Genomic DNA, 21,467 nt, shown 5'->3' on the forward strand with positions numbered 1-21,467 from the left:
TTTATTCCTTTTCCTTGGACGACCAGAACAAACTGGCAGCCCCATAAAACGCAGCTTCATTACCGAGTTCCGCAGCGACAATTTTGGTCTTGGCTACAGGTCCGATTACTGATTCGGCAAACCCTTGACGTAAAGAATCCCACCAGATTTCCCCGGCACCTGACATGCCTCCGGAAACAATAATGAGTTCGGGATCCAGAACGTTGGCGAGGGAAGCGATGGCTCGCCCGGCAGCTTGCGCGCCGGTAACTAGAGCCTGGATTGCCAGTTGGTCACCGGCCAGAGCTAACGCGGTGACAGCCTTGGTGTCATTAACCCGCGTGTCTCCGCCTAGACGTAGGTAGTGACGATGAATGGCCGTTCCCGAGGCGATCGCTTCGACATGTCCGGTTTGGCCACAGGAGCAGGGTAGCCCAGCGGCATGGATGGAATCGATATGTCCCACGTGGCCGGCAACGTGATGTGCACCAGTCAACAATTTTCCGTGGACTAGGTGTGCTCCCCCGATGCCCGTTCCTACGGCAAAGAGTAATACCTCTTTAGCCTCGCGACCGGCTCCGTACAAGGCTTCGCCTAGTCCATGTGCATGCACGTCATTAACCGCACGGACCCCTAGCGAGGTTCGCGCCAATAATTCTGCACGCAGATCGGTTCCGGCCCACCCAGCGATTGTGTCGGTGGCTGAGCTGACTTTCACGTTTACCGGGTCAATGACTCCAGCGACTCCCAGTCCCAAACCAGAGATTGCTTCGCTGGTTCGTGCCCGTAGTTGTTCAACCACGCCGGCCATCGCATCAAGCACCGCAGGCGCACCCTCGCTGGCGGGGGTGCGTACCTGCGTGCTGGCAATGATCTGCCGATGCGCATCAAAAAGGGCGCCGGCAATCTTAGTGCCTCCGACATCCAGCGCGATGACAGCGCCCGAGTGCGCAACGACCATGTTTAGCTGGCCACCCGGGTCTGCAGTCCGGCATTCTCCAGGATGGCGCGGATTGCTGCTGATTCGCTATCGTTCAGCGCTTCCATGGGAATACTCATCGCATTAGAACTGATGACACCAAGTTCCACTAGTGCGGTCTTGAATGCGCCAAGTCCCGCCGCGCCACCTGAAACACGGGAGGAATCTGGGGTGTACACAATGTTGAATAGGGAGGCCAAACGGTCTTGTTCTGCGGCCGCTCCAGCCCAGTCACCGGCGACAGCCAGATCGAATAGACGGCGGTATCCGGCCGGATCAACGTTGCCTAGACCTGGAACCACACCGTGTGCGCCGCCAAGCAGTGCGCCATCAACAACCACTTCGTGGCCGGTGAAGACCGAGAAACCTTCAACGTCTTTAGTCGCAAGCAAGAGCTGACGGAAGGACACATCATCACCCGAGGAGTCCTTCACTCCGGCAATGATTCCATCTTTGGCTAGGCGGACCGCCACGTCTAGTGGAAGCTTGTGGTGGGTGCGTACCGGCACATCATAAGCGAAAAGGTCCACGCCCAGCGCCTTCTTGATTTCGCGGAAGTGCGTCTCGATTTCCGCCGCGTTGCTCAATGCGTAGAACGGGGTGGTCACTACTAGAGCGTCGGCGCCTAGGGCAATGAGCTTTGCGCCTTCTTCGATGGTGCGCACGGTAGTCTGCTCGCTGGCACCAGCCAAAACTGGAACACGGCCGGCGTTCACTGCCACAATCTCGCGGGCTACCTGCTCGCGCTCGGCATTAGATAGGTAAGGCACTTCGCCCGATGAACCAAGGATAAATAGCCCGGAGACTCCGCCGGAGATCAAGTGCTCAACGACCTGGTGTAGCGAGGCGATATCGATGGATCCGTCGCTGGCGCGCGGGGTGACAACCGGTGGGATAACGCCGGTGTATTTAGGATTATTGCCAAAAGCCACGAGAAAATTCCTTCATAATTGTTGGTTTAGAGCTGGAGCAGCGAGGGTGCTGCGCCCAGTAGTGTACGGGTGTAGTCATTGGTCGGTGCATCAAAAACTTGCGCCGCGTTGCCCTCTTCGACCAGCTGGCCGGAGTTCATCACGCAGATCCGGTCCGAGACATAACGCACTGTCTGAATATCGTGGGAGATAAAGACCATGCCGAGGTTCAGCTGATCTTTCAGGTCGGTCAGCAGGTTCAGCACCTGGGCGCGGACCGAGACGTCCAACGCACTCGTTGGTTCGTCCGCGATGATCACCTCCGGTTCCAGGGCTAACGCACGGGCGATTGCCACGCGTTGGCGCTGTCCGCCGGAAACCTGGTTGGGTAGTGCGGTAGCTGCAGAGGCTGGCAAACCGACCACTGAAAGCAGTTCCAGTGCGCGGCTGCGCCGTGAGCTGGCATTACCAATACCGTGTACCCGTAAGGGGTCGGTGAGCGTGTCCATAATGCTCATCCGCGGGTTCAGCGCAGTGGCTGGATCCTGGAAGACAACGCCCACGGCCCGACCAAATTCTTTACGGCCGGCCGCATTTCGCTTGTTGACCGGCTTGCCAGCAAAAAGCACCTGACCGCTGGTTGGTTCTTGCAAACCCACCAGCACCGAGGCGAGAGTCGACTTTCCACAGCCAGATTCGCCCACAATGCCCACGGTCTCACCGCGCGATACCGAGAAGTTAACCCCATTGACCGCTTTGATCAGGCGTGGGGAGAAGAGCTTGCCGCCACGAATCTTGTGGTGCACGTGAATATCTTGCAGTTCAATGATCGGTGTCATAGCTTGACTCCTTCGTGGCTGGCCCAGTGGTGCTCGGTGTTTTCGGCCACCGCAACAAACTGCGTCGCTTGGGTTGGATCCGCGTCCAGCCGCTGGCTGCGTTCAGCGAAGCGATCTCCGCTGACAAAGTCATACGGGCTAGGCACGGTGCCAGGAATCTGGTGCAGGCGATCGGCCTGCGATTCGATGGAAAGCACCGCTCCGAGTAATCCGCGCGTGTATTCGTGATGCGGGTTTGCCAGTACCGAACGGATTGGCCCTGATTCAACCACTTGTCCGGCGTACATGACGGTGACTCGGTGTGCCAGTGAGGCGACCAAGGCCAGATCATGGCTGACGAAAACCATGGCAAAGCCGAGCTGTTCACGCAGTTCATTGAGCAGTTCAACAACCTGCTTTTGCACGGTGACATCTAGCGCCGTGGTCGGTTCATCACAAACCACCAGCTTCGGACGACGCGAGAGCGCCATTGCGATCAGCACACGTTGGCGCTGTCCGCCGGAGAGCTCGTGCGGGTATGAACGCATGGTGCGCGCCGCATCCAGCTTGACCAGGGTGAGTAGTTCTTCCGGTGTCTTGCGTCCACCGCGGCGGGTTAGTTGACGCAGCTGTTCGCCGATGAGCATCGAAGGATTTAATGAAGACAGCGCGTCTTGGTAGACCATGGCAATTTGTTCGCCGCGCAAACCCTTATAGACCTTGTCATCTCCGGCTAACGTGCCACCCTCAGCGGTTGCCGGCAGCAGTTCTTTGCCCTCGAAAGTGATGGAACCGGAAAGTTCCGCGCTTGGACCGAGTAGGCCCATGATTGCCAGCGAAGTAATCGACTTGCCGCAACCGGACTCCCCCACCAGGGCCATGGTCTCGCCTTCGCGTACGGTGAAGGACACGTTTTGCACGATGTCCGTCTGCCCATATCGATCGGGGAAACGGATCGAGAGGTTCTTGACCTCCAAGATGGTGCGAGCTTGGGAATCTTCGAGCACTAATCGGTCGGTGCGTTTAGCTTCGGTGTCTGCCAGTAGGTTCAATTCGCGGCGCAAACGCTCGTGTGCGTGCTCGTCTACTGCCTGCTTGGCCACCGCTGCTTGCTCTTCACTCTTGGCACGCTTTTTGCCGCCGCCCCTGACGTTGACCAGTGCATCGGTCATGCCTTCGGCGAGGATGTTCAGTGCCAACACGGTCAGCAAGATTGTGAGACCGGCGAAGGTGGTGGCCCACCACGCGCCGTTGAGTACGAGGGTGCGTCCGTAAGAGATCACGTTGCCCCAGCTTGGTGCGGGATCTTGAATACCTGCGCCAAGGAAGGAGAGTGATGCTTCCAAGATAATCGCGTCGGCAACCATTACGGTGGCGAAAACCAGGACCGGGGCGGCGCAGTTTCGTAGCACGTGGGTACCGAGGATGAAGAAGCGTCCGGCTCCGATCACGCGTTCGGCACGCACGTAGTCCTCGCCCCATTGGGCCAGCACGTTGGCGCGCACCACTCGAGCGATCTGCGGGGTGTAGATAATCGCAATCGACAAGATGATCACCGGCAAGGTGTTGCCCAGAGAGGCGAGCAGCGCGGCCGCCAAGGCGATACCAGGAAAAGCCATCAGCATGTCCATAATGCGCATAATCGTCTCGTTGGCCCACTTGGAGCTGGTGGCTGCGAGAGCGCCCAGCAGTCCGCCAAGGACTAACGCCAGCGCGACGGATCCAAGACCCACTAACAGCGAGGCTTGGGCACCGTGAAGTAGCCGAGAGAAAATGTCGCGGCCCAGCCGGTCGGTGCCAAAGAGGTGTTCGGCACCGGGAGCTTGGGCAGGAATACCGGTGGCCAGCGGGTCATGCGGGGAAATGAGCGGTGCTAGCACCGCCATCACACCGATGATCACTAGAAAGACCAGGGCAATTTTGGAGCCGAGGTTCAGCGAGCGGAAACGTGTGCCTCCGGTGCTGAGTCGTTGCACCAGATTGTTGCGTGGGGCCATGATGGTCATCGCTACACCGTCCTAATACGTGGGTTGATCAGCAGGTACAACAGGTCCACTGCGATATTCACCAAGACAAAGGTGATCGCGATGGTCAGCACTACGCCCTGGACCAGATTGGTGTCGTGGTTGGTGATGCCGTTCATGATTAGTTGGCCCATCCCCGGCAGGGAGAAGATCATTTCAATGACCACGGCGCCGCCGAGCAGGTAACCGATGCGTAGACCCAGCACGGTGACCGGGGTGACGAGCGCGTTACGTAGTACGTTGCGACTAACGACCTCGTTGCGTGGCACGCCGTTACCAATGGCGGTGCGCACATAATCGCGGTCCAGTTCTTCAACCATCGAGGTACGAACCACTCGGGTGAGGCCGGCAGAGACCGGGATGGCCAAGGCCAGAGCAGGTAAGGCCATATGGGTCAGCCACGGGACAAAACCGCTGCCCGGTGCTGCTGCACCGCCGGAGGGGAAGAGCGGGTTGGCGCCTAGTGCAAACCACTGGATCAGCAAGATGCCCAACCAGAAGGATGGGGTTGCGATGGCTGCGATGGACAGAATGCGAACCGCTTGGTCTGGCCAGCGATCACGGTAGAGGGCACCGAGTACGCCGAAAACTAGCGAGATGACGACGGCAATAATCACGCCTAAGAAGGTCAACTGCAAGGTCAGCGGGAAAGCGCCCTGAATCATGGTGCTCACCGACTGGGCCGGCGGGGTGGTATAGCCGAAGTCGAGGCGGATCAGGCGGGCGAGGAAAGCAAAGTATTGGATGAAGATCGGATCGTTGAGCCCGCGTTCTTCACGGTAGGCTTCCTTGGCGTCCTGTGAGGCGCCTTCACCGAGGGCACTGGTTGCTTCGTCGCCCGGGGCGAGCTTCAAGATGATGAATACCAGCAGCGAAATGCCCAGAATCATCACGGGCAGCGCGGCTAAGCGCCGCAGCAGCAGGTTAAGAAAATTTCCCACGCAATTACTCCGTTGGGTTGGGAAGCGAATGGTCAACTGGTTTGGTTGGCCGCACCTGGTGGTACGGCCAACCGAAAGCAGGTTATGCCTTAGGTGCTACGCCAATGAAGGACATACCGGTGGTCGGCAATGGGGCGAAGCCTTCCAGCGCGTCGGAGTTCCATGCGGTAGGCAACTGGCGGTGAAGTACCGGGTAAAGCGGAACCTCGGTAGCAATCAGGTTAATTGCCTTAGCCCAGATTTCCTTGGCCTTGGCTGGGTCTTCGGACTTAACTGCCTGGTCCAGCATCTTCTGCAGGTCCTTGCATTCCTTGGTTTCGCTCCAGCGGAAGCGGGCCTTTGGCCACACGTCTCCGCGGTAGAACCAGGAGAGCAACAGATCAAGGTCGTTGCCGAATACCGAGGGGTCACCGGGTGCAGCAACAACGGTGAACTTTCCTGCGTCAACGTTGTCTGCATACAAGGCACCGGACTGCAGGTTCTGCATGGTGACCGAGACACCTGGGATCTTATTCCAGGATTCGAGGATCAGCGGAGCAATGTCCTTGACCCAGGAGGTGTCGGTGGTCTTCAGCTCGAACTTTAGGTTGCTGACTCCAGCTTCCTTCAGCAGTGCTTCGGCCTTTGCCGGGTCATAGCCGTAGACGGTGTCGGCCTTGACGTATTCCGGGTGAGTGTCCTGAACGTACGAGGTCGCGGCCTTAGCGTTACCCAGCAGTGCGGTCTGGATGATTGACTCGGTGTCCAAACCATAGTGCAGTGCCTGACGGACCAACACATTATCGAATGGCTTCTCGGAGCAGTTGAACATCAAGAAGAGCAATCCGAAGGACTGCACCGATTCAACGTTGACCTTTTGCTTGAGACGGTCCACGTCGAGGTATGGCACATCTTCGATGGCCTGCACACGGTTAGATTCCATTGCGGTGACGCGCGCTGCTGCATCGGAGAGCAAGAACCAGGTCATCTTGTCGGCCTTGGCAGTTTGGCTGCCGTTGTAGCCCTCAAATTTTACGAATTCGATCTTGTCGTCCTTGGTGGCGGAGACAAACTTGTACGGGCCCGAACCTACCGGAGCCGCGTCAAATTTAACCTGATCCTTGCTGGCAACTGCCTTCGGGACCACCTTGACTACCGAAATACGCGTTGGGAACAGTGGGAAGGCGTAGTTCAGCGTGAAGGATAGGGTGCTCTTATCCTTGGCCTTGACCGACTTGATGAACGGGATGAACTGCGCGAACAGCGAAGCATTCTTCGTGTCGAGCACGCGTTCGAAGGAGTAAACCACGTCTTCTACGGTGACCGGAGTATCGTTATGGAACTTCGCGTCCTTGCGTAGTGCCACTTCCCAGGTGGTGTCGTTGACCTGAACCGGCTGCGCAGCAGCCAAGGCGAGGTATGGTTCGCGGGTTGCAGGGTGCAGATCAACAAGACCTTCGAAGATGTGCATGTTGGCCGCAAATGGGGTTGCGCCCGAGGAAGTCATCGGGTCAAACCCGGTCGATAGTGCGTAGGAAATTCCGGCGGTCAGCGTGCCTGCAGCCGCTGCACCTCCGCTGGATCCCGAACCGCTGGTGCCGGTGTCGCCCGAGGAACAGGCAGCAAGGCTGGCAGAGAATGCCGCGGCCGCGCCCACCATGCCGGTAATCTTCAAAAAGTCTCGACGAGCAAAGGGCTTGTTTGCCACTTCATTAAGTGCCATCGATGCCACCTCCAAGGAAATAAAGTGAGTTCGTCGGACGTAGGATGTCCGATCTATAGACTAGACTGTAATCGGAGTCACTAGCTATGGTCAACTGGCTCACATATGAAATTTTGAGAATCTGGAGAAGCTCATGGCAATAATCGGGCCGCGACGCCTAGACGCGAAGGCACGCCTGCGGGCGCTTACCTCCGACATCACCGCACTGATCTTAAATCGCGACCTACTGCCCGGGGATCCCCTACCCACCGAGCAAGAACTTATGGCCGAACTAGGCGTCGGGCGCAATTCCTTACGCGAAGCGGTGAAGGTGCTCCAAGCCCTCGGGATTATCGACACCAGGCACGGCTTTGGCATGTTTGTTGCCGAAAATAATCTCAGCGCGCTACATGATTCCTTGGCATTTCGCGGCCAGATGTCCTTACGCCATCGCGGACATGAGGCGGGAGAATTAGTAGAAGTTCGCCAGGCATTGGAAACGGGACTCATTGGCCAGGCAATTCGCGTGGTCAGCGAGGAGCATCTTCAAGCCCTCGAAGCTACGGTGATTCGCATGGAGCAATCGGCGCAGGAGGGTGACATGTTTGCCGATGCAGACCGCGACTTTCACCGAATCCTCTTTGAGCCGCTCAACAACACCTTGTTATCAAATCTCTTAGGCGTCTTCTGGGAGGTCTACCATTCCATCCATGATGTGATCGGTGAAGAACAACCAGACAACCCGACACTGGTTGAAACTGCTGCGGCACACCGTGCAATTTTTGACGCAGTTCGCGCCAAAGACATCGATGCCGCACGCCTATTACTTGCAGATCATTTCCAAGGAATACGCCAGCTACTTGCCGTAATGCGTGGCCGGGCAAATTAATTTTCGCCTCGCTCAGCATTATCAAACATTCATTTCACAGCTAAGCTGTAAGGGTGGACACATTAGAACGCTATGCACCCAATGAGAACCTTCGACGTGATGAGGCCGCTTGGCGCGCCGCAAACATCAGCTGGCACTACGCAGCCGTAGAGCTTGATCTGAGTAACGCCACCCAAGCGCAGGAAACTTCCTACACCGCGATCACAACGCTGAACTTCTCTTCAAAGTCACCGCAGACCTTCATTGACTACATTCACGAGTCAATTGAAAGCATCGTAGTTAATGGAGCAGAAATCTCCGTCGCGGACGCTGTACTCGACGCCCGCATCTACCTTGATGGTTTACGGACGGACGCGGCTAATACCGTGCGTGTTACCGGACGCTCCAGCTACTCACGCTCCGGCGAGGGACTGCACCGCTTTGTGGATCCACAAGACGGCCAGACCTACCTTTACACACAGTTTGAGCCCTCGGAAGCACGCCGTGTTTTTGCCTGCTTCGAACAGCCGGATCTTAAAACCAGCTACCAATTCACTCTTACCGGCCCCGAAGACTGGCATCTGGCCAGCAACCAGCAGATCATCGACGAGACGAATCATGGCGATGGCACTAAGACCGTCGCCTGCGCACCGACCGGCCCGATCTCCACCTATATCACCGCGGTCCTCGCCGGCCCGTACCACGTGGTGCGCGGTACCCACGTGCAAAAACTTGCAGATGGCGAATCGCTAGACATTGAAATGGCAGCCACCTGCCGTGCCTCGTTGGCAGAGCACTTCGACGGCGAAGAAATTCTCAAGCTCACCAGCCAAGGCCTGGATTACTTCCACGAGCTCTTTGACTACCCCTACCCATGGGGCAAATACGATTCGGCGTTTGTTCCCGAATATAACCTCGGCGCCATGGAAAATCCTGGCCTCGTCACCTTCACCGAACGTTATGTATTTACCTCCCACGCCACCGAAGCCCAGTATGAGCAGCGTGCTAATACGCTCATGCACGAAATGGCGCACATGTGGTTCGGCGACCTGGTGACCATGACCTGGTGGGATGACCTGTGGTTGAAGGAATCCTTTGCGGACTACATCGGAACGCTTGCTAACGATGAAGCCACGGAGTTCACCACCGCGTGGACTACCTTTGCCGCGCGCCGCAAGGCGTGGGCCTACGTGGCAGATCAGATGCCAACCACCCACCCGATCGTGGCCGATATTCCAGATCTGTTGGCCGCAGACCAGAACTTCGACGGCATCACCTATGCCAAGGGCGCAAGTGTGCTCAAGCAGCTGGCCGCCTTTGTCGGGCCAGAAGCCTTCCGTGACGCGGCGCGGGCGTACTTCCGTCAACACGAATACGCCAACACCTCCTTGGAAGACTTCCTGCAGGCACTAGAAAAAGCCAGTGGACGAGATATGCGCAGCTGGGCTGATGCTTGGCTGAAGACCAGTGGCGTGCCTAAACTCGCGGTGAACTACACCGTGGATGACGCCGGAATCCTCACCGCTGCGAATCTTGAACAGCATGGCGTAGATCCAATTAGCGGCCAAGCAATTGTGCGACCCCACGTGCTCACCGTCGGTGCCTACACGCTGACCGATGGTGTGCTCAAGCGCACCGCAACGCAGCGTGTAGAGCTGACCGGAGAAAGCGTCGAGCTAGATTTCCTGGTCGGTCAGCGGTTGCCCGATCTAATCTTGCCCAACGTGGGAGATGAAACCTACGCGCTCATTGAATTTGATGAAAACTCACTGAAAACGTTGCTGGGAAACCTTGGATCGTTGCAGGAATCTTTACCACGTGCCACCAGCTGGGCCTCCCTATGGGACGCGGTGCGTCAGTCCAAGCTCGCTTCGCAGACCTATGTCAACGCCATTTTGGAACATGCGCACACCGTGACCGATTCAGGTGTCTTTGCGATGCTGCTTGATCAGCTGGTCACTTCGATTTCCAAGTATGTCGCCCCGGAATTGCGAGTTACGATCCGCGAACGCGCTGCTGAAGTTCTTACCGGCTGGCTGGTGAATTTCGACGCTGGTAGCGACCAGCAGACCACCACCGCGCGCACGCTAGCTCGGTTGGCGCGTTCCGGTGTGGCACGCGAGGTCATCGATTCCTTCTTGGCAGAGGAAGAGAATCCTTACCGGGTCACCGTTGACGAGCAACTGCGCTGGGCAAGCTACATTGCATTGGCGGCCGCAGGCGGAATCGACGCACAGGCCGAAGCGCGCATGCATGAGGCTGCGAAGCTCAATCCTACGAGCGTGGCACAAAACGCGGTCCGCACCGCGTTGGCTGCCCGTCCGGATGCGAACGTAAAAGAAGCTGCTTTTGACACCGTTTTGATGGGCCACGATGCACACGGCCCCTTATCAAACGATGCTCTTTCGGCGATCGCCGACGGTTTTGCGATGGGCTCGGCCAGCCTATTGGCTGGATTCCAGTCGCGTTACTGGGCTGCAATCCTGCCGGTCTTTGAAACGATGAGCATGGAATTTGCTACTCGCGTCATCGAGGGCCTTTACCCGGGTTCGCAGGATCTGACCGGCGAACCGGAAGAAAATCCAACCTTGCAGGCCGGAAACATCTGGATGGAACATCATCAGGGGGCTCCGGCAGCACTGCTACGCATTCTCCTCGAACAGCGCGCGGAGCTTGAGCGAAGCCTGAATGCGCAGCAACACAGCCGCGCTAGCCGGTAGTTTTAGGGAACGCGAGCCGTCCAAGCCTCGGTATCAAACTTAGTTTGAGCCAGGTCTTGGGCGGCTTTTCGCGTTGCGTTATCTAATTCAACAACGGTGGCGTTAGTCCGAGCTGCAAAGGTGTCCATCATGGTGGAAATGATTTGCGCCCGATTCTCACTGGTCTGTGATTTTAGCGGATCCACTCGCTTGACCGCCGAGGTAATACCTTTATCCGAGATCTTCTCGCGCCCAATGCGCAACACCTGCACCATCTTCTGCGCATCGATGTCATAGCTCATGGTGACGTGGTGCAGCAACGCGCCCTTAGCCAATCGTTTTTGGGCCGCTCCCCCGATCTTTCCACTCGGCGTGGCGATATCGTTTAGTGGCTTGTAAAAGGCATTGATGCCCAATGAATCCAGCGCCTGCATGACCCACGCGTCAAGGAACGGGTAGGAATCGGCAAAGCTCATCCCATCCACCAGGGAATCGGGGGCGTACAGGGAGTAGGTAATGCAGTTTCCGGCTTCCATGAACATTGCCCCGCCACCTGAAATGCGGCGCACCACTTTAATTCCGTGGTGTGTGGCTTGTTCCATGTCCACTTCGTTTTTTAGTGATTGGAAGGAGCCGATAACGACCGCCGATTCGTCCCAATCCCAGAAACGGATCGTAGGCTTTCGCTCACCGGTGCCGATTTGCCGGGTGAGCACCTCGTCCAGAGCAACCTGTTCGGCTACTGGAATGATTTCTGGGCCGAGAATTTCCCACTGGTGATCTTCCCATTTGGTGGCGTGACCCAGGCTTCGGCGGACCGCGCGCGCCACCGCGTCGGCATCAAAACCGAACATCACCGCACCTTCGCGCAAATTGCTGTTGACCGCATCGCGGATGGTGCCATGGCTAGCATCGGTAGGCAGACCGTTCAGTGCCGCATTGAGGTCTTCGAGTGCCTCGTCCGGTTCAAGGAAAAAGTCGCCGTTAAGCGAAGCGTTAACGATCACTCCGTTGTCACTATCGAGATCAACAACGACTAATTTGCCGCCGACTACTTTGTATTCGCCATGATGCATCATAAGTCGATTCTATCGCCTTGGCACCCGGGCTTAAATGCAAACGGCACGATTTCAGTTGAACTGAAATCGTGCCGTAAAAAGCTTGCGAGGGGCGAAGAATTACTTCTTGCCGCCGAAGCCCTTGAAACGGGCGTTGAAGCGCTCGACACGGCCAGCGGTGTCCATGATGCGCTGCTTACCGGTGTAGAACGGGTGCGATGCAGCCGAGATTTCGACGTCGACCACTGGGTAGGTGTTGCCATCTGCCCACTCGACGGTCTTGTCCGACGAACGGGTCGAACGGGTCAGGAACTGCTCGCCGGATGCCAGGTCGTTGAAGACAACTGGACCGTACTTTGGATGAATATCAGCCTTCATAGCTATACACCTTTATGTAGATAGGCCACTGGATTTTGCCAGCAACCACTTGCTCGGAAATTTTACTGCGTCTTGAACCCCAAAAGGTCGACACACAGACATTCCATCCTATCTCACGCAAGCACGCTGCGTGAAACTCAATTGGGTGTCGAAGAGCACAGTTCCCAGAAGGCGATTGCGCTGGCCGCTCCCACGTTCAGCGATGACACCTCACGGTGCATCGGGATCATCACCGCTTGGTCCACCAGGCTCAGGGTTTCTTCGGTTACTCCCCTACCTTCGTTGCCCAAGATCATCGCGAATTTTTTACCCTCAGTCATTTCAACCTCGGCCAGGGACACCGCGTCCTCGGTGAGCTCCATGGCCAGCATGGTGTAGCCATGAGATTTAAGAATGTTGATGTCTTGGGGCCAGGAGGTGAGCCTGACCCACGGCAGGTCAAATACGGTGCCCATTGAGACGCGTGCACTTCGCCGATACCAGGGGTCCACACACTTGGGGGTAATCAATACCGCGTCCACGCCCAGCCCTGAGGCCGAACGCATAATGGCGCCTAAGTTTGTATGATCGGCGATGTCTTCGAGGATAGCGATCCGTGAACTCTGCTCAAGCACTTCACTCAAGTCCAGTGGATCTGGACGGTTCATCGAAGCCATCGCACCGCGGTGCAGATGGAAACCTACCAAGTCTTGAAGTTGCTCATCGCTACCGACAAAAATTGGGACGTCCGGGAAACGCGCAAATTCTTCGGTCAGCTGATCCAGATGCTTTTCGGCCAGCAAGAAGCTGCGCGGTACGTGCCCGGCGTTGATTGCGCGGGAAACTACCGTGGTGCTCTCGGCAATATACAGGCCGTTTTCCACGTCACTGCGCATCCGCAGGTGCGCTTCGGACAGTCGCAGATACTCATCGAGGCGTGCATCTTGCAGGTCTGCAATATGCATGATGCGTTCGGGATTAACGATCTCAGGCACCAGCGACCAACTTGTACACCATATTCACTAGCGCGATACTGCCAAGAATAACGATGATGACTCGTAGCCACCCCGGCGAGAGCTTGCGCCCTACCTTGGCACCAATAAATCCACCGATCAACGAACCCACGGCGATCAGCAGCACCACAATCCAGTGAATGCGTTCCGGGGCGATCAGCAGGTACATGGCGGCCGCCACGATGTTGACCATCAGCGAAAGAATGACCTTGATCGCGTTGGACTGTTGCAAGGAAGCCTGCAGGAAAACACCGAAGACTGCCATCAGCAAGACACCCTGAGCGGCGGTGAAGTAACCGCCATACACGCCGATAACAAAGACCAGCACGTAGAGAATGGTGGGGATCTTGGCCCGGTCTGCCTCATCGGGATCGTTTCCGCCGCGTTCTGACTGCCGGGTTTTAGCCCATGCGGAGAGTTTGGGTTGGAAGATCACCAGCACCAGCGCGCAGATCAGCAAGACCGGAGCCACCACGCCGAACACCGATTCGGGCAGGTTCAGCAGCAAGAGTGAACCGATCAGTCCGCCAATGAGGGAGACCGGGACAAGTTTGAGCAAGGTCTTTTTGACGCTGGCAGCTTCTCGACGGTAGCCCCAGGCGCCGGAGAATCCCCCGGCGATCAGGCCCATTGCGTTGGAGACCACCGCGTTAACCGGCGCAAAACCTAAGGCCACCAAGATGGGGAAGGTTACCAGCGTGCCAGAACCAACCACGGTGTTGATGGTTCCGGCCCACAGGCCGCCAAGCAGGATTAACGCTTCACGCCAAAATTCGATCACGGTGTGGTGTTACCCCTAGTTCGCTCGGCGTGCGACGGCGCTATAACGACCGTCCACTTCGCGCACGCTCAAATCCATCCCGTAGGTTGCCTTGAGGTTTTCTTCGGTCAGGGTGGAAGCGATCTCGCCGGCGGCGACTACCTCACCTGCGTTGAGCATCAAGATATGGGTGAAGCCCGGTGGAATTTCTTCCAGGTGGTGGGTCACTAAAACCAAAGCCGGAGCTTCTTCATTCGCCGCAAGCTCGGTCAGCTGGGCGACGAGTTCTTCGCGTCCCGCCAGATCCAGCCCAGCGGCTGGCTCGTCAAGAATCAGCAGTTCCGGGTCGGTCATCAAGGCGCGAGCAATCAATACGCGCTTGCGCTCACCTTCGGAGAGCTTGCCAAATGGCTGGTTCATGAAGGTGGACATGCCCCACTGGTGGAGCATCGAGAACGCACGGCGCTCGTCGAGCTTCTCGTACTTCTCACGCCAGCGTCCGGTCATGCCGTAGGCGGCGGTGAGAACCACATTTAGTGCGGTTTCATTAGCCGGGATGGCGTTGGCTACCAGTGAGGAGCTCAGGCCGATCAACGGTCGCAGTTCGAAAACGTCGACCTTACCCATGGTTTCGCCCAGAATGCCCGCGGTGCCGCGGGTGGGGTGCAGACGGGTGGCTGCAATATTCATCAGGGTTGATTTGCCGGCGCCATTCGGGCCCAGCACGATCCACCGCTGGCCTTCTTTGACTTCCCAGGACACGTCCTTGAGCAGGTCTTTACGCCCGCGCACCACGCTGACATCGTTGAAAGTTAGCACTTCGCTCATGGTTTTTAAGCCTAGACTTTCGTTGCCTGATTCACTAATTGAAAACACCATTACCGATGTGGATTAAGACTCGTTGCTCTTTTGTTTGCGATAAAAGAAGTGAACGGTCAGCGCCAGACCGAGCAAAATACAGCCAATAGCGCTCACTGCAAAGGACAAAGTGACGCCCTGACCCGTGGTGGCACCGAAGGAATCTGCGTGCATGGCGATGATTGCGGCGGAGACCGCGGTACCGAAGGAACTACCCACGGTACGTAGCACCTGGTTGAAACTTACCGAGCTACCCAACTGTTCGGCCGCGACGCTGCGCGCGATAAGTGCTGGCATGGCCGCGTAGCTGGCACCCATGCCTAGTCCAAAGACCAGCATTCCCAGCAGAAGCTCCCATAGTGCGCCGTGCGCTAGCCAGAGGAAGGTTGCAGCCGCCGCAAAAAGTACCGCGCCGATGGGTAACAATGCTGGGTATCCCACTCGATGCCCGAGCCGGCGCACCAGACGGTTAGCGACCAGGCTGCCTACCGATAGCGGCATGATGACAAATCCAGCCCATAAGATCGGTAGTGCGAGCCCGAAGTCGGTGGTTTCCGGGGCCTGCGCGACAAGACTGGCCACGGACATGCCGATATAGAGGGCCGCGCCGAGACCGATTGCGGCGAAGTTTGCCAGCAGTACTTCACCTTGGCGTAGCGTGCGCAGGTTGATCAGCGGGTGAGTTATCCGCAACTCGGTTTTCACCCAGATGAACAGCAAGATAACTGCCACTGCAAGAACTAGGACGGTGCGAGCAGAAATCCAACCCCAGTGCGAGCCTTCACTGATGCCTAGTAGGAGCAGGCCCAGTCCGGCAGCTAGGAGCATGGCTCCGGCAAAGTCGAATTTTGTGCGTGGTGCATTCTCATCGGGTCCGTCGGGCACGATGCGTAGCACCACGAAGATCACGATGAATACAAACACCGCGGCAAACCAGAAGGCCCACTGGAAGCTAAACATCCCGGCAATGACACCGGTCAGTGGATATCCGATGCCGATACCGGTGGCAACGGTAACGGACAACGAGGAAATTGCATGGTGCACGGTTTTGGGATCCGAATATCGCCTTGCCAGGGCAATCGTCACCGGAACGATGCCGTAAGTCAGACCCTGCATGGCGCGTCCGATGAGGAATATCCCGAAGGTTGGGGCCAGTGCCGCGAGGATGGAGCCCAACAAAATGATCACCAGGGAATAGAGCAAGAGCTTTTTCTTGTGTGGCCCGTCGCTGAGCCTGCCCATCACCGGGGTGGCGACCGCACCGGCTAGGAGGTTGACCGTCAACATCCATTGGGCTGCACTGACCGAAATTTCGTAGGTCGCGGCGATGGAAGGAACTAAGAGCATCCCTAAGGAACTGACAATCGCGGTGGATAACGCCGCAAAGATTAATGTCGGGACAAGATTGGAATTAGTTTGCTTCATGCCCACCTCGCGAAATATGAGTTAGTGCTGTCAGTGCGTGGCGGATCGATTCTTGCTGTGTGGGAGCGAGGTTTTTGTTGATCATCTCAGCCAGTGCCGTCCGTGCCAGTTGGCGTTCAGCGTGAAGTTTTTGGGCCCCGGAGTCGGTTAGTGCGAACCAGGTGCGGCGCAGGTCTGCCGGATCCTTGGTACGCACCAGAAGTCCCATTTCGACTAACTCCTTGGCTGCCAAGGAAATCGCTTGTTGGCTGACCCCGACCTTGTCTTTCATGGCGGCCGCCGTAATTTTTCCTTGTTCCTCAGCCAAACTCAGAATGCCAAGCTTCCCAGCGGAAATACTTCGAACCTTATTGAGCATTCCGAATAACGGATAAATGGCGTCGAGTAGGTCATCTGCAAGGTTGGGATCTGCTGGCGATGAGGTCATTTAACTATTCTACAACTAACTTGTACAAGTGAGTTGATGTTTTATCTCACCTGCTTTACTACGACGTCATGTTTGGTCGTACTCGCTTGCACCACCGAAAATAGTTTCATGGCTTCAACTTTGACCCTCGTATCCCGCCCAGCACTCCCCCGTGAACGTTTTGATGAACTCCTTGCGCAGCTAGGTAATCAACTGCCTGCCGCCACGGCGGCAATTTTTAGCGTGCACGAGTCGGCTACCCGCTGGGTCGCCAAGACCCGGATCGAAAACGTCGACACCCTGGACTTGCGCACCAAAGCATTAGCTAGCTTTGATGCTTTGGTCGACTCAGGAATTTTCTCCGCCGGCGAAGCCTGTGTGACGGTTCTGGACAGCGCGCTGACCGATGCCAAACGCATCTTGCTCTTGATGGACGTTGATTCAACACTGATCAAACAGGAAGTCATCGAGCTTCTCGCTGCCCACGCCGGACGCGAACAAGAGGTAGCAGCCGTCACCGAGGCCGCAATGCGCGGTGAACTGGACTTCGCCCAGTCCTTAATCCAACGCGTAGCAACGCTGAAAGACCTACCGGAATCGGTCTTATACGAGGTCATTTCTCGAGTTATTTTCTCCGACGGAGCACGCGAATTAGTTCAGCGGATGCACGCAGCCGGTCACGTAGTGGGTGTTGTTTCCGGCGGATTCCAGCAAATCCTTGATCCCCTGGCTCAAGAGCTGAAGTTGGATCACGCGTTGGCAAATACGCTGGGAATTACCGACGGACTGCTTGATGGCACCGTGCACGGGCAAATAGTTGACCGCGCGATGAAAGAAAAGATGTTGCGCGCGTGGGCTGCCGAACACGGCATCAACATGTCAGCAACTATTGCCGCCGGTGATGGCGCCAACGACCTAGACATGGTCACCGCAGCAGGACTGGGTGTAGCGTTTAATGCGAAACCAGCCTTGCGCGAGCAGTCCGGTGCACGCATTGATTTTAGTCGCCTAGATGTGATCGCCGACCTAGTTTTAGACGACTTTGACGCTTGAAATCCAACAAGTCGATAACAATTTCGGTGTTTACCCCCACAACGCCATGCATCGGTTGTTCCAACAGTTAGTATTTCTTTTGGTGCACCGATGCGCGGCGAAGTAAAAATTCGCGTCTCGGGCCCGGCCCCAATCGCTTTTCGAAAGAGCTAACAGACAAGTGCAGACCCCCTCCCCGGACAGTTCCTCCTCGCCATCGCCAAGCAAACGGTCTAAGGACCAGAGCCGAAACAAAGCCAAGCCTTGGATCATCACTGGTTCCTGCGTGGTGGCGGCAGCAGCACTCTACTTCGGTGGCGCCGCTCTTATTAGTGCCCAAGTTCCAGCGAACGCCAGCATTGCTGGGGTGAGCATCGGATCAATGAGCCAGGATGACGCCCGAGCTGCCCTGAACAAGTCTGTTGTTCCGATAGCTTCGAAGCCTTTCGACGTGCAGATCAACTCGCAGAACTACAAGATGGACCCAGTCAAGGCTGGGCTGACGCTCAACGTTGACGACACCGTCGCAGATCTGACCGGCTACGAGGCAAATCCGGTAGAACTCATCGACCGTCTGACGGGCAAATACACGGCCACCGCTAGCATCGACGTTGATCAGGACAAGCTGACTTCGCAGCTGGCGGCGTTAGCGAAAAAGGCTGACGCTAAGGTAACCGAAGGCGATATCACCTTTGCCGAGGGCAAAGCCAAACTGGTCAAGCCCGTAGATGGGGTGAGCCTGAAACAAGATGAGGCTGCGAAGGTCCTCACCAGCGACTGGCGAATCGGCGCACCGGCAATCGAATTGCCTAGCGAAATTGCCAAGCCTGAAATTTCCGAGGATACCTTGCAGTCTTTCTACGACGACAAGGTCAAAGCCCTGTTGAAGGACAAAGTCAGCCTCACCTCGGATAAGAAGAAGGTCGATATTTCGGCTGCAGCCATCGCGGCGACTGCAAGTTACACTCCCAAGGATGGCGCACCAGCGATCACCTTGGATGATAAAAAACTGTTTAAAGCAGCCACCACGAATTCTGAGTTCAGCAGCACCGCAAAGAACGCACGAATTACCCTCTCCGGCGGCAAGCCAACCATCACCAAGTCGACCACGGGTCTGGCCTTGGAAACTAAGGGACTGGGCGCAAAGGTCTTAGCCGCCACCGAAACTAAAGAACGCACCGCACAGGTTGTTCTCAAAACTTCCGAGGCTGAATTCACCACCGCGGATGCTAAGAAGTTGGGTATCAAGGAAGAGATCGTTGAATTCTCTACCCCGTACCCAACCTCCGATAGGGTGCGCACCAAGAACCTGCATGCCGGATCAGATCGCATCAACGGAACCGTGATCAAGCCCGGAGAGAACTTCTCACTGCTTCAGGCACTGGGCCCAATTACCGTGGCAAACGGCTACTTTAGCTCCGGTGTGGTCGAGAGCGGTTTCAGTACCGAGGCAGTTGGTGGCGGGCTCTCACAGGTTTCCACTCAGCTATACAACGTCGGCTTCCTCGCCGGATATGACGACGTCACGCACAAGCCACACTCCCGTTGGTTTGACCGCTACCCAGCAGGTCGTGAAGCCACCCTCTGGGAAGGCCAAGTTGACATGGTGTGGAAGAACAACACCCCTTACGGCGTGATGATTCAGGCGTGGGTCAGTGGCGATCGTGTTCACACCCGCTTGTGGAGCACGAAGTACTGGAAGGTTAGCCAGAAGAGCTCGGGCAAGTACAACATGACTAACCCTGAGACCCGGTACAACCCAGCCGATAAGTGTGTTTCGGAAAGTGGTGGGCAGAAGGGCTTTAGCATCGACATCACGCGTAACCGCAGCACGATTGATGGCTCCAAAACTCTTCCACCAGATGTTAAGAGCTGGACCTACCAGCCTTGGCACAAGGTAGTGTGCGGCAAGAAGCCGTAACTCAAAATTTCAAGGCGCCTTTTGATTCATTCAAGAGGCGCCTTTTTTGAACTCGAAACCAGCAGGAGAATTTGTGCGTGAAAGTTTAGCCAGCCCATACCTTAGTTACTATGACGGGCAATTACGTACCGATGCGGAGACTCCCAGCGCCGTAAAGGTTCAGCGTCTAGGTCCCCTACGGCTGATCAATTTCACGGGCGGTCAGGGGTTTATCACCTATGCCCACATTGCTCCGACCGATGACACCAACCTGGCATCTCTGGTCGGCGAATCGCTCGCTTACTTTCGAGAGCAACCAGAAATCCACGACGTCGAATGGAAGAGCCGGGGTCATGACCACGCGCCGGGTCTGCACGAGCAGTTACTTGCACACGGTTTCGCAGTCGACGCTAGCGAGTCAATCATGGTCGGGCGAGCCGCCGATCTGAGTGCCGAAACGCCGCTACCGGCTGGTGTCAGACTTCGTCAGATCTTCTCCGAAGCTGATGTTCGCGCGATGACCGCGATGCAGGACCTGACCTTTGGAGAAGCGGTATCAGCGCATCACGCCGAGGCGATTCTTCGTCGTTTGGCCACCGCGGATGGAATGCAATTGTGGGTGGCGGAGAACAGTACGGGAGAAATACTCAGTGCAGGTCGCCTCGAACCGGTTCCTGGCACGGATTTTGCAGGCATCTGGGGTGGCGCAACCGTTGCGGCCTACCGTGGGCAAGGAATTTATCGGGCGCTGACCGCCGCTCGGGCACGAGCCGCCCTGGACCTGGGCAAAACTCTGATCCATAGTGACTCAACTGAGTATTCCAGACCCATCTTGGAGCGCTACGGCCTGCTGAAGGTCTCCACCACTACGCCTTACCGCTGGAGCCGGACGCAGCTCTAAAGGGCGCTTACGGTGCAGCATAAAGGCCTGCCGTTCGACTCCTGTGCGGGAGCGAACGACAGGCCTAAAAAAACTACTTGGCGAACAGGTTCTTACTGCTCAGCTTGCTTCAAGAAGTCACCGGCGCCACCAACAAGTTCGGTGTGTCCGGTTTCCACGTCAGCGAAGACCATCTTGGCAACTTCGGCACCAAATTCTTCAACCGAGTACAACTTACCGGCCGCTTCTCGACGCGCGTCAATAGCGCCTGGCTCCATGCGATTAAGCAGTGTGGCGGTGATGGTGCCCTCAATCATGTCACCGGAGACCACCACAAAATTGATGTTCTTCTCGGCCAGCTTTGGAATGAATTCACGCAAGGCATCTTCACCGGCGCGCTTGGACTGTGCAACCTGGTCGTAGGCTTCCATGGTGGAGACCTGCTTGATGAAGTGCGCCTGGTGGCTGGTCACGAAGACCACACGGCCACCCTCGCTCATTGCTGGCAAGGCAGCCTCGAGCATGGCGACCTGAGCGTCGCGGTTAAGTCGGAGCGCGTAGTTCTCCCCCATGGAGGTTTCCATGCCACCGGAGGCGTTGAGCACCAGTACGTCTAACGTTCCGAAGTTCTCTACGGCCGCGTCAACCAATGCCTGGGGACCCTCGGTGGTGGTCAGGTCGGCACCTACAGCAACGGCCTTGCCGCCCTTGTCTTCGATAGCTGCCACGATCTTGTTCGCACGTGGCGCCTTGGCGCGGTAGTTGATAACTACTCCCAGGCCTTCTGCTGCCAGTTCCTGTGCGGTGACCGCGCCGATGCCGCGCGACGAGCCGGTGACGATTGCACCCTTGTATTCGCTCAACTTTTTACTCCTTAG

At 56.8% G+C, this 21,467-nt stretch carries 19 protein-coding genes; 5 read left to right on the forward strand and 14 right to left on the reverse strand.

The annotated features are described in order from the left end of the window. Position 1 precedes the first annotated feature (1 nt). The 6 genes from CQ011_RS02425 to CQ011_RS02450 form a co-directional block, all read right to left on the reverse strand. Positions 2–940: an ROK family protein gene (locus CQ011_RS02425; RefSeq protein WP_105674291.1), complete on the reverse strand. Its 939-nt coding sequence runs from the start codon at positions 938–940 to the stop codon at positions 2–4. Positions 941–942: 2 nt separating this feature from the next. After that, positions 943–1,890 (reverse strand): dihydrodipicolinate synthase family protein, encoded by a 948-nt coding sequence (locus CQ011_RS02430; RefSeq protein ID WP_105674293.1) that lies wholly within the window; start codon positions 1,888–1,890, stop codon positions 943–945. 26 nt (positions 1,891–1,916) lie between these two features. Beyond that, complete coding sequence (locus CQ011_RS02435) at positions 1,917–2,708, reverse strand: ABC transporter ATP-binding protein (protein WP_105674295.1); 792 nt, start codon at positions 2,706–2,708, stop codon at positions 1,917–1,919. After that, a complete protein-coding gene (locus tag CQ011_RS02440) occupies positions 2,705–4,693 on the reverse strand; it encodes a dipeptide/oligopeptide/nickel ABC transporter permease/ATP-binding protein (RefSeq protein ID WP_502692869.1) in 1,989 nt (662 codons plus the stop codon). The genes CQ011_RS02435 and CQ011_RS02440 overlap by 4 nt, the downstream gene beginning before the upstream one ends. Positions 4,694–4,695: 2 nt before the next feature. Next, positions 4,696–5,652: an ABC transporter permease gene (locus CQ011_RS02445; RefSeq protein ID WP_181147959.1), complete on the reverse strand. Its 957-nt coding sequence runs from the start codon at positions 5,650–5,652 to the stop codon at positions 4,696–4,698. Positions 5,653–5,734: 82 nt separating this feature from the next. Beyond that, a complete protein-coding gene (locus CQ011_RS02450) occupies positions 5,735–7,354 on the reverse strand; it encodes an ABC transporter substrate-binding protein (RefSeq protein WP_105674297.1) in 1,620 nt (539 codons plus the stop codon). A gap of 133 nt (positions 7,355–7,487) precedes the next feature. On the opposite strand from CQ011_RS02450, the gene CQ011_RS02455 reads away from it, so the two are divergent. Together CQ011_RS02455 and pepN are read left to right on the forward strand one after the other, a co-directional pair. After that, positions 7,488–8,222 (forward strand): FadR/GntR family transcriptional regulator, encoded by a 735-nt coding sequence (locus CQ011_RS02455; RefSeq protein WP_105674299.1) that lies wholly within the window; start codon positions 7,488–7,490, stop codon positions 8,220–8,222. Between the two features lie 53 nt (positions 8,223–8,275). After that, positions 8,276–10,921 carry an aminopeptidase N gene (pepN, locus tag CQ011_RS02460; protein ID WP_105674301.1) on the forward strand — a complete coding sequence of 882 codons (2,646 nt, stop codon included), beginning with the start codon at positions 8,276–8,278 and terminating at the stop codon, positions 10,919–10,921. A 2-nt stretch (positions 10,922–10,923) separates the two neighbouring features. On the opposite strand, the gene lplAB is transcribed toward pepN, so the two are convergent. The 7 genes from lplAB to CQ011_RS02495 all read right to left on the reverse strand — a co-directional run bounded on the left by lplAB (position 10,924) and on the right by CQ011_RS02495 (position 16,798). After that, the gene (gene lplAB, locus CQ011_RS02465; RefSeq protein WP_105674303.1) at positions 10,924–11,979 is read right to left on the reverse strand and encodes a lipoate-protein ligase LplAB; all 1,056 of its coding nucleotides are present in this window, start codon (positions 11,977–11,979) and stop codon (positions 10,924–10,926) included. A gap of 99 nt (positions 11,980–12,078) precedes the next feature. Continuing rightward, positions 12,079–12,336 carry a type B 50S ribosomal protein L31 gene (locus CQ011_RS02470; RefSeq protein WP_105674305.1) on the reverse strand — a complete coding sequence of 86 codons (258 nt, stop codon included), beginning with the start codon at positions 12,334–12,336 and terminating at the stop codon, positions 12,079–12,081. Between the two features lie 137 nt (positions 12,337–12,473). Further along, positions 12,474–13,310, reverse strand: a complete 837-nt coding sequence (locus CQ011_RS02475; protein ID WP_502692870.1) for a TrmH family RNA methyltransferase — start codon at positions 13,308–13,310, stop codon at positions 12,474–12,476. Next, on the reverse strand, positions 13,303–14,109 hold the full coding sequence (locus CQ011_RS02480) for a sulfite exporter TauE/SafE family protein (RefSeq protein ID WP_105674307.1): 807 nt from the start codon (positions 14,107–14,109) through the stop codon (positions 13,303–13,305). The genes CQ011_RS02475 and CQ011_RS02480 overlap by 8 nt, the downstream gene beginning before the upstream one ends. Positions 14,110–14,124: 15 nt before the next feature. Then, on the reverse strand, positions 14,125–14,916 hold the full coding sequence (locus tag CQ011_RS02485; RefSeq protein ID WP_105675002.1) for an ABC transporter ATP-binding protein: 792 nt from the start codon (positions 14,914–14,916) through the stop codon (positions 14,125–14,127). A 63-nt stretch (positions 14,917–14,979) separates the two neighbouring features. Then, positions 14,980–16,371 (reverse strand): MFS transporter, encoded by a 1,392-nt coding sequence (locus CQ011_RS02490; RefSeq protein WP_105674309.1) that lies wholly within the window; start codon positions 16,369–16,371, stop codon positions 14,980–14,982. Then, positions 16,358–16,798, reverse strand: coding sequence for a MarR family winged helix-turn-helix transcriptional regulator (locus CQ011_RS02495; RefSeq protein ID WP_105674311.1), 441 nt, complete (start codon positions 16,796–16,798; stop codon positions 16,358–16,360). Before CQ011_RS02495 ends, CQ011_RS02490 begins: the two co-directional genes overlap by 14 nt. Positions 16,799–16,906: 108 nt before the next feature. Here CQ011_RS02495 and serB point away from each other — a divergent pair, with 108 nt between their 5' ends. From serB to CQ011_RS02510, 3 genes are all read left to right on the forward strand, one after another. Then, on the forward strand, positions 16,907–17,830 hold the full coding sequence (gene serB / locus CQ011_RS02500) for a phosphoserine phosphatase SerB (protein ID WP_105674313.1): 924 nt from the start codon (positions 16,907–16,909) through the stop codon (positions 17,828–17,830). A 160-nt stretch (positions 17,831–17,990) separates the two neighbouring features. Then, a complete protein-coding gene (locus CQ011_RS02505) occupies positions 17,991–19,730 on the forward strand; it encodes a VanW family protein (RefSeq protein ID WP_105674315.1) in 1,740 nt (579 codons plus the stop codon). A 46-nt stretch (positions 19,731–19,776) separates the two neighbouring features. Beyond that, positions 19,777–20,610 (forward strand): GNAT family N-acetyltransferase, encoded by an 834-nt coding sequence (locus CQ011_RS02510; RefSeq protein WP_286161058.1) that lies wholly within the window; start codon positions 19,777–19,779, stop codon positions 20,608–20,610. Between the two features lie 92 nt (positions 20,611–20,702). Here CQ011_RS02510 and CQ011_RS02515 read toward each other — a convergent pair whose 3' ends face one another. Beyond that, entirely contained in the window at positions 20,703–21,452 is a 750-nt protein-coding gene (locus CQ011_RS02515; protein WP_105674319.1) for an SDR family oxidoreductase, read from the reverse strand. Positions 21,453–21,467 lie beyond the last annotated feature (15 nt).

The organism is Arthrobacter sp. MYb213, from assembly GCF_002979915.1.
In the GTDB taxonomy this organism is placed as follows: domain Bacteria; phylum Actinomycetota; class Actinomycetes; order Actinomycetales; family Micrococcaceae; genus Glutamicibacter.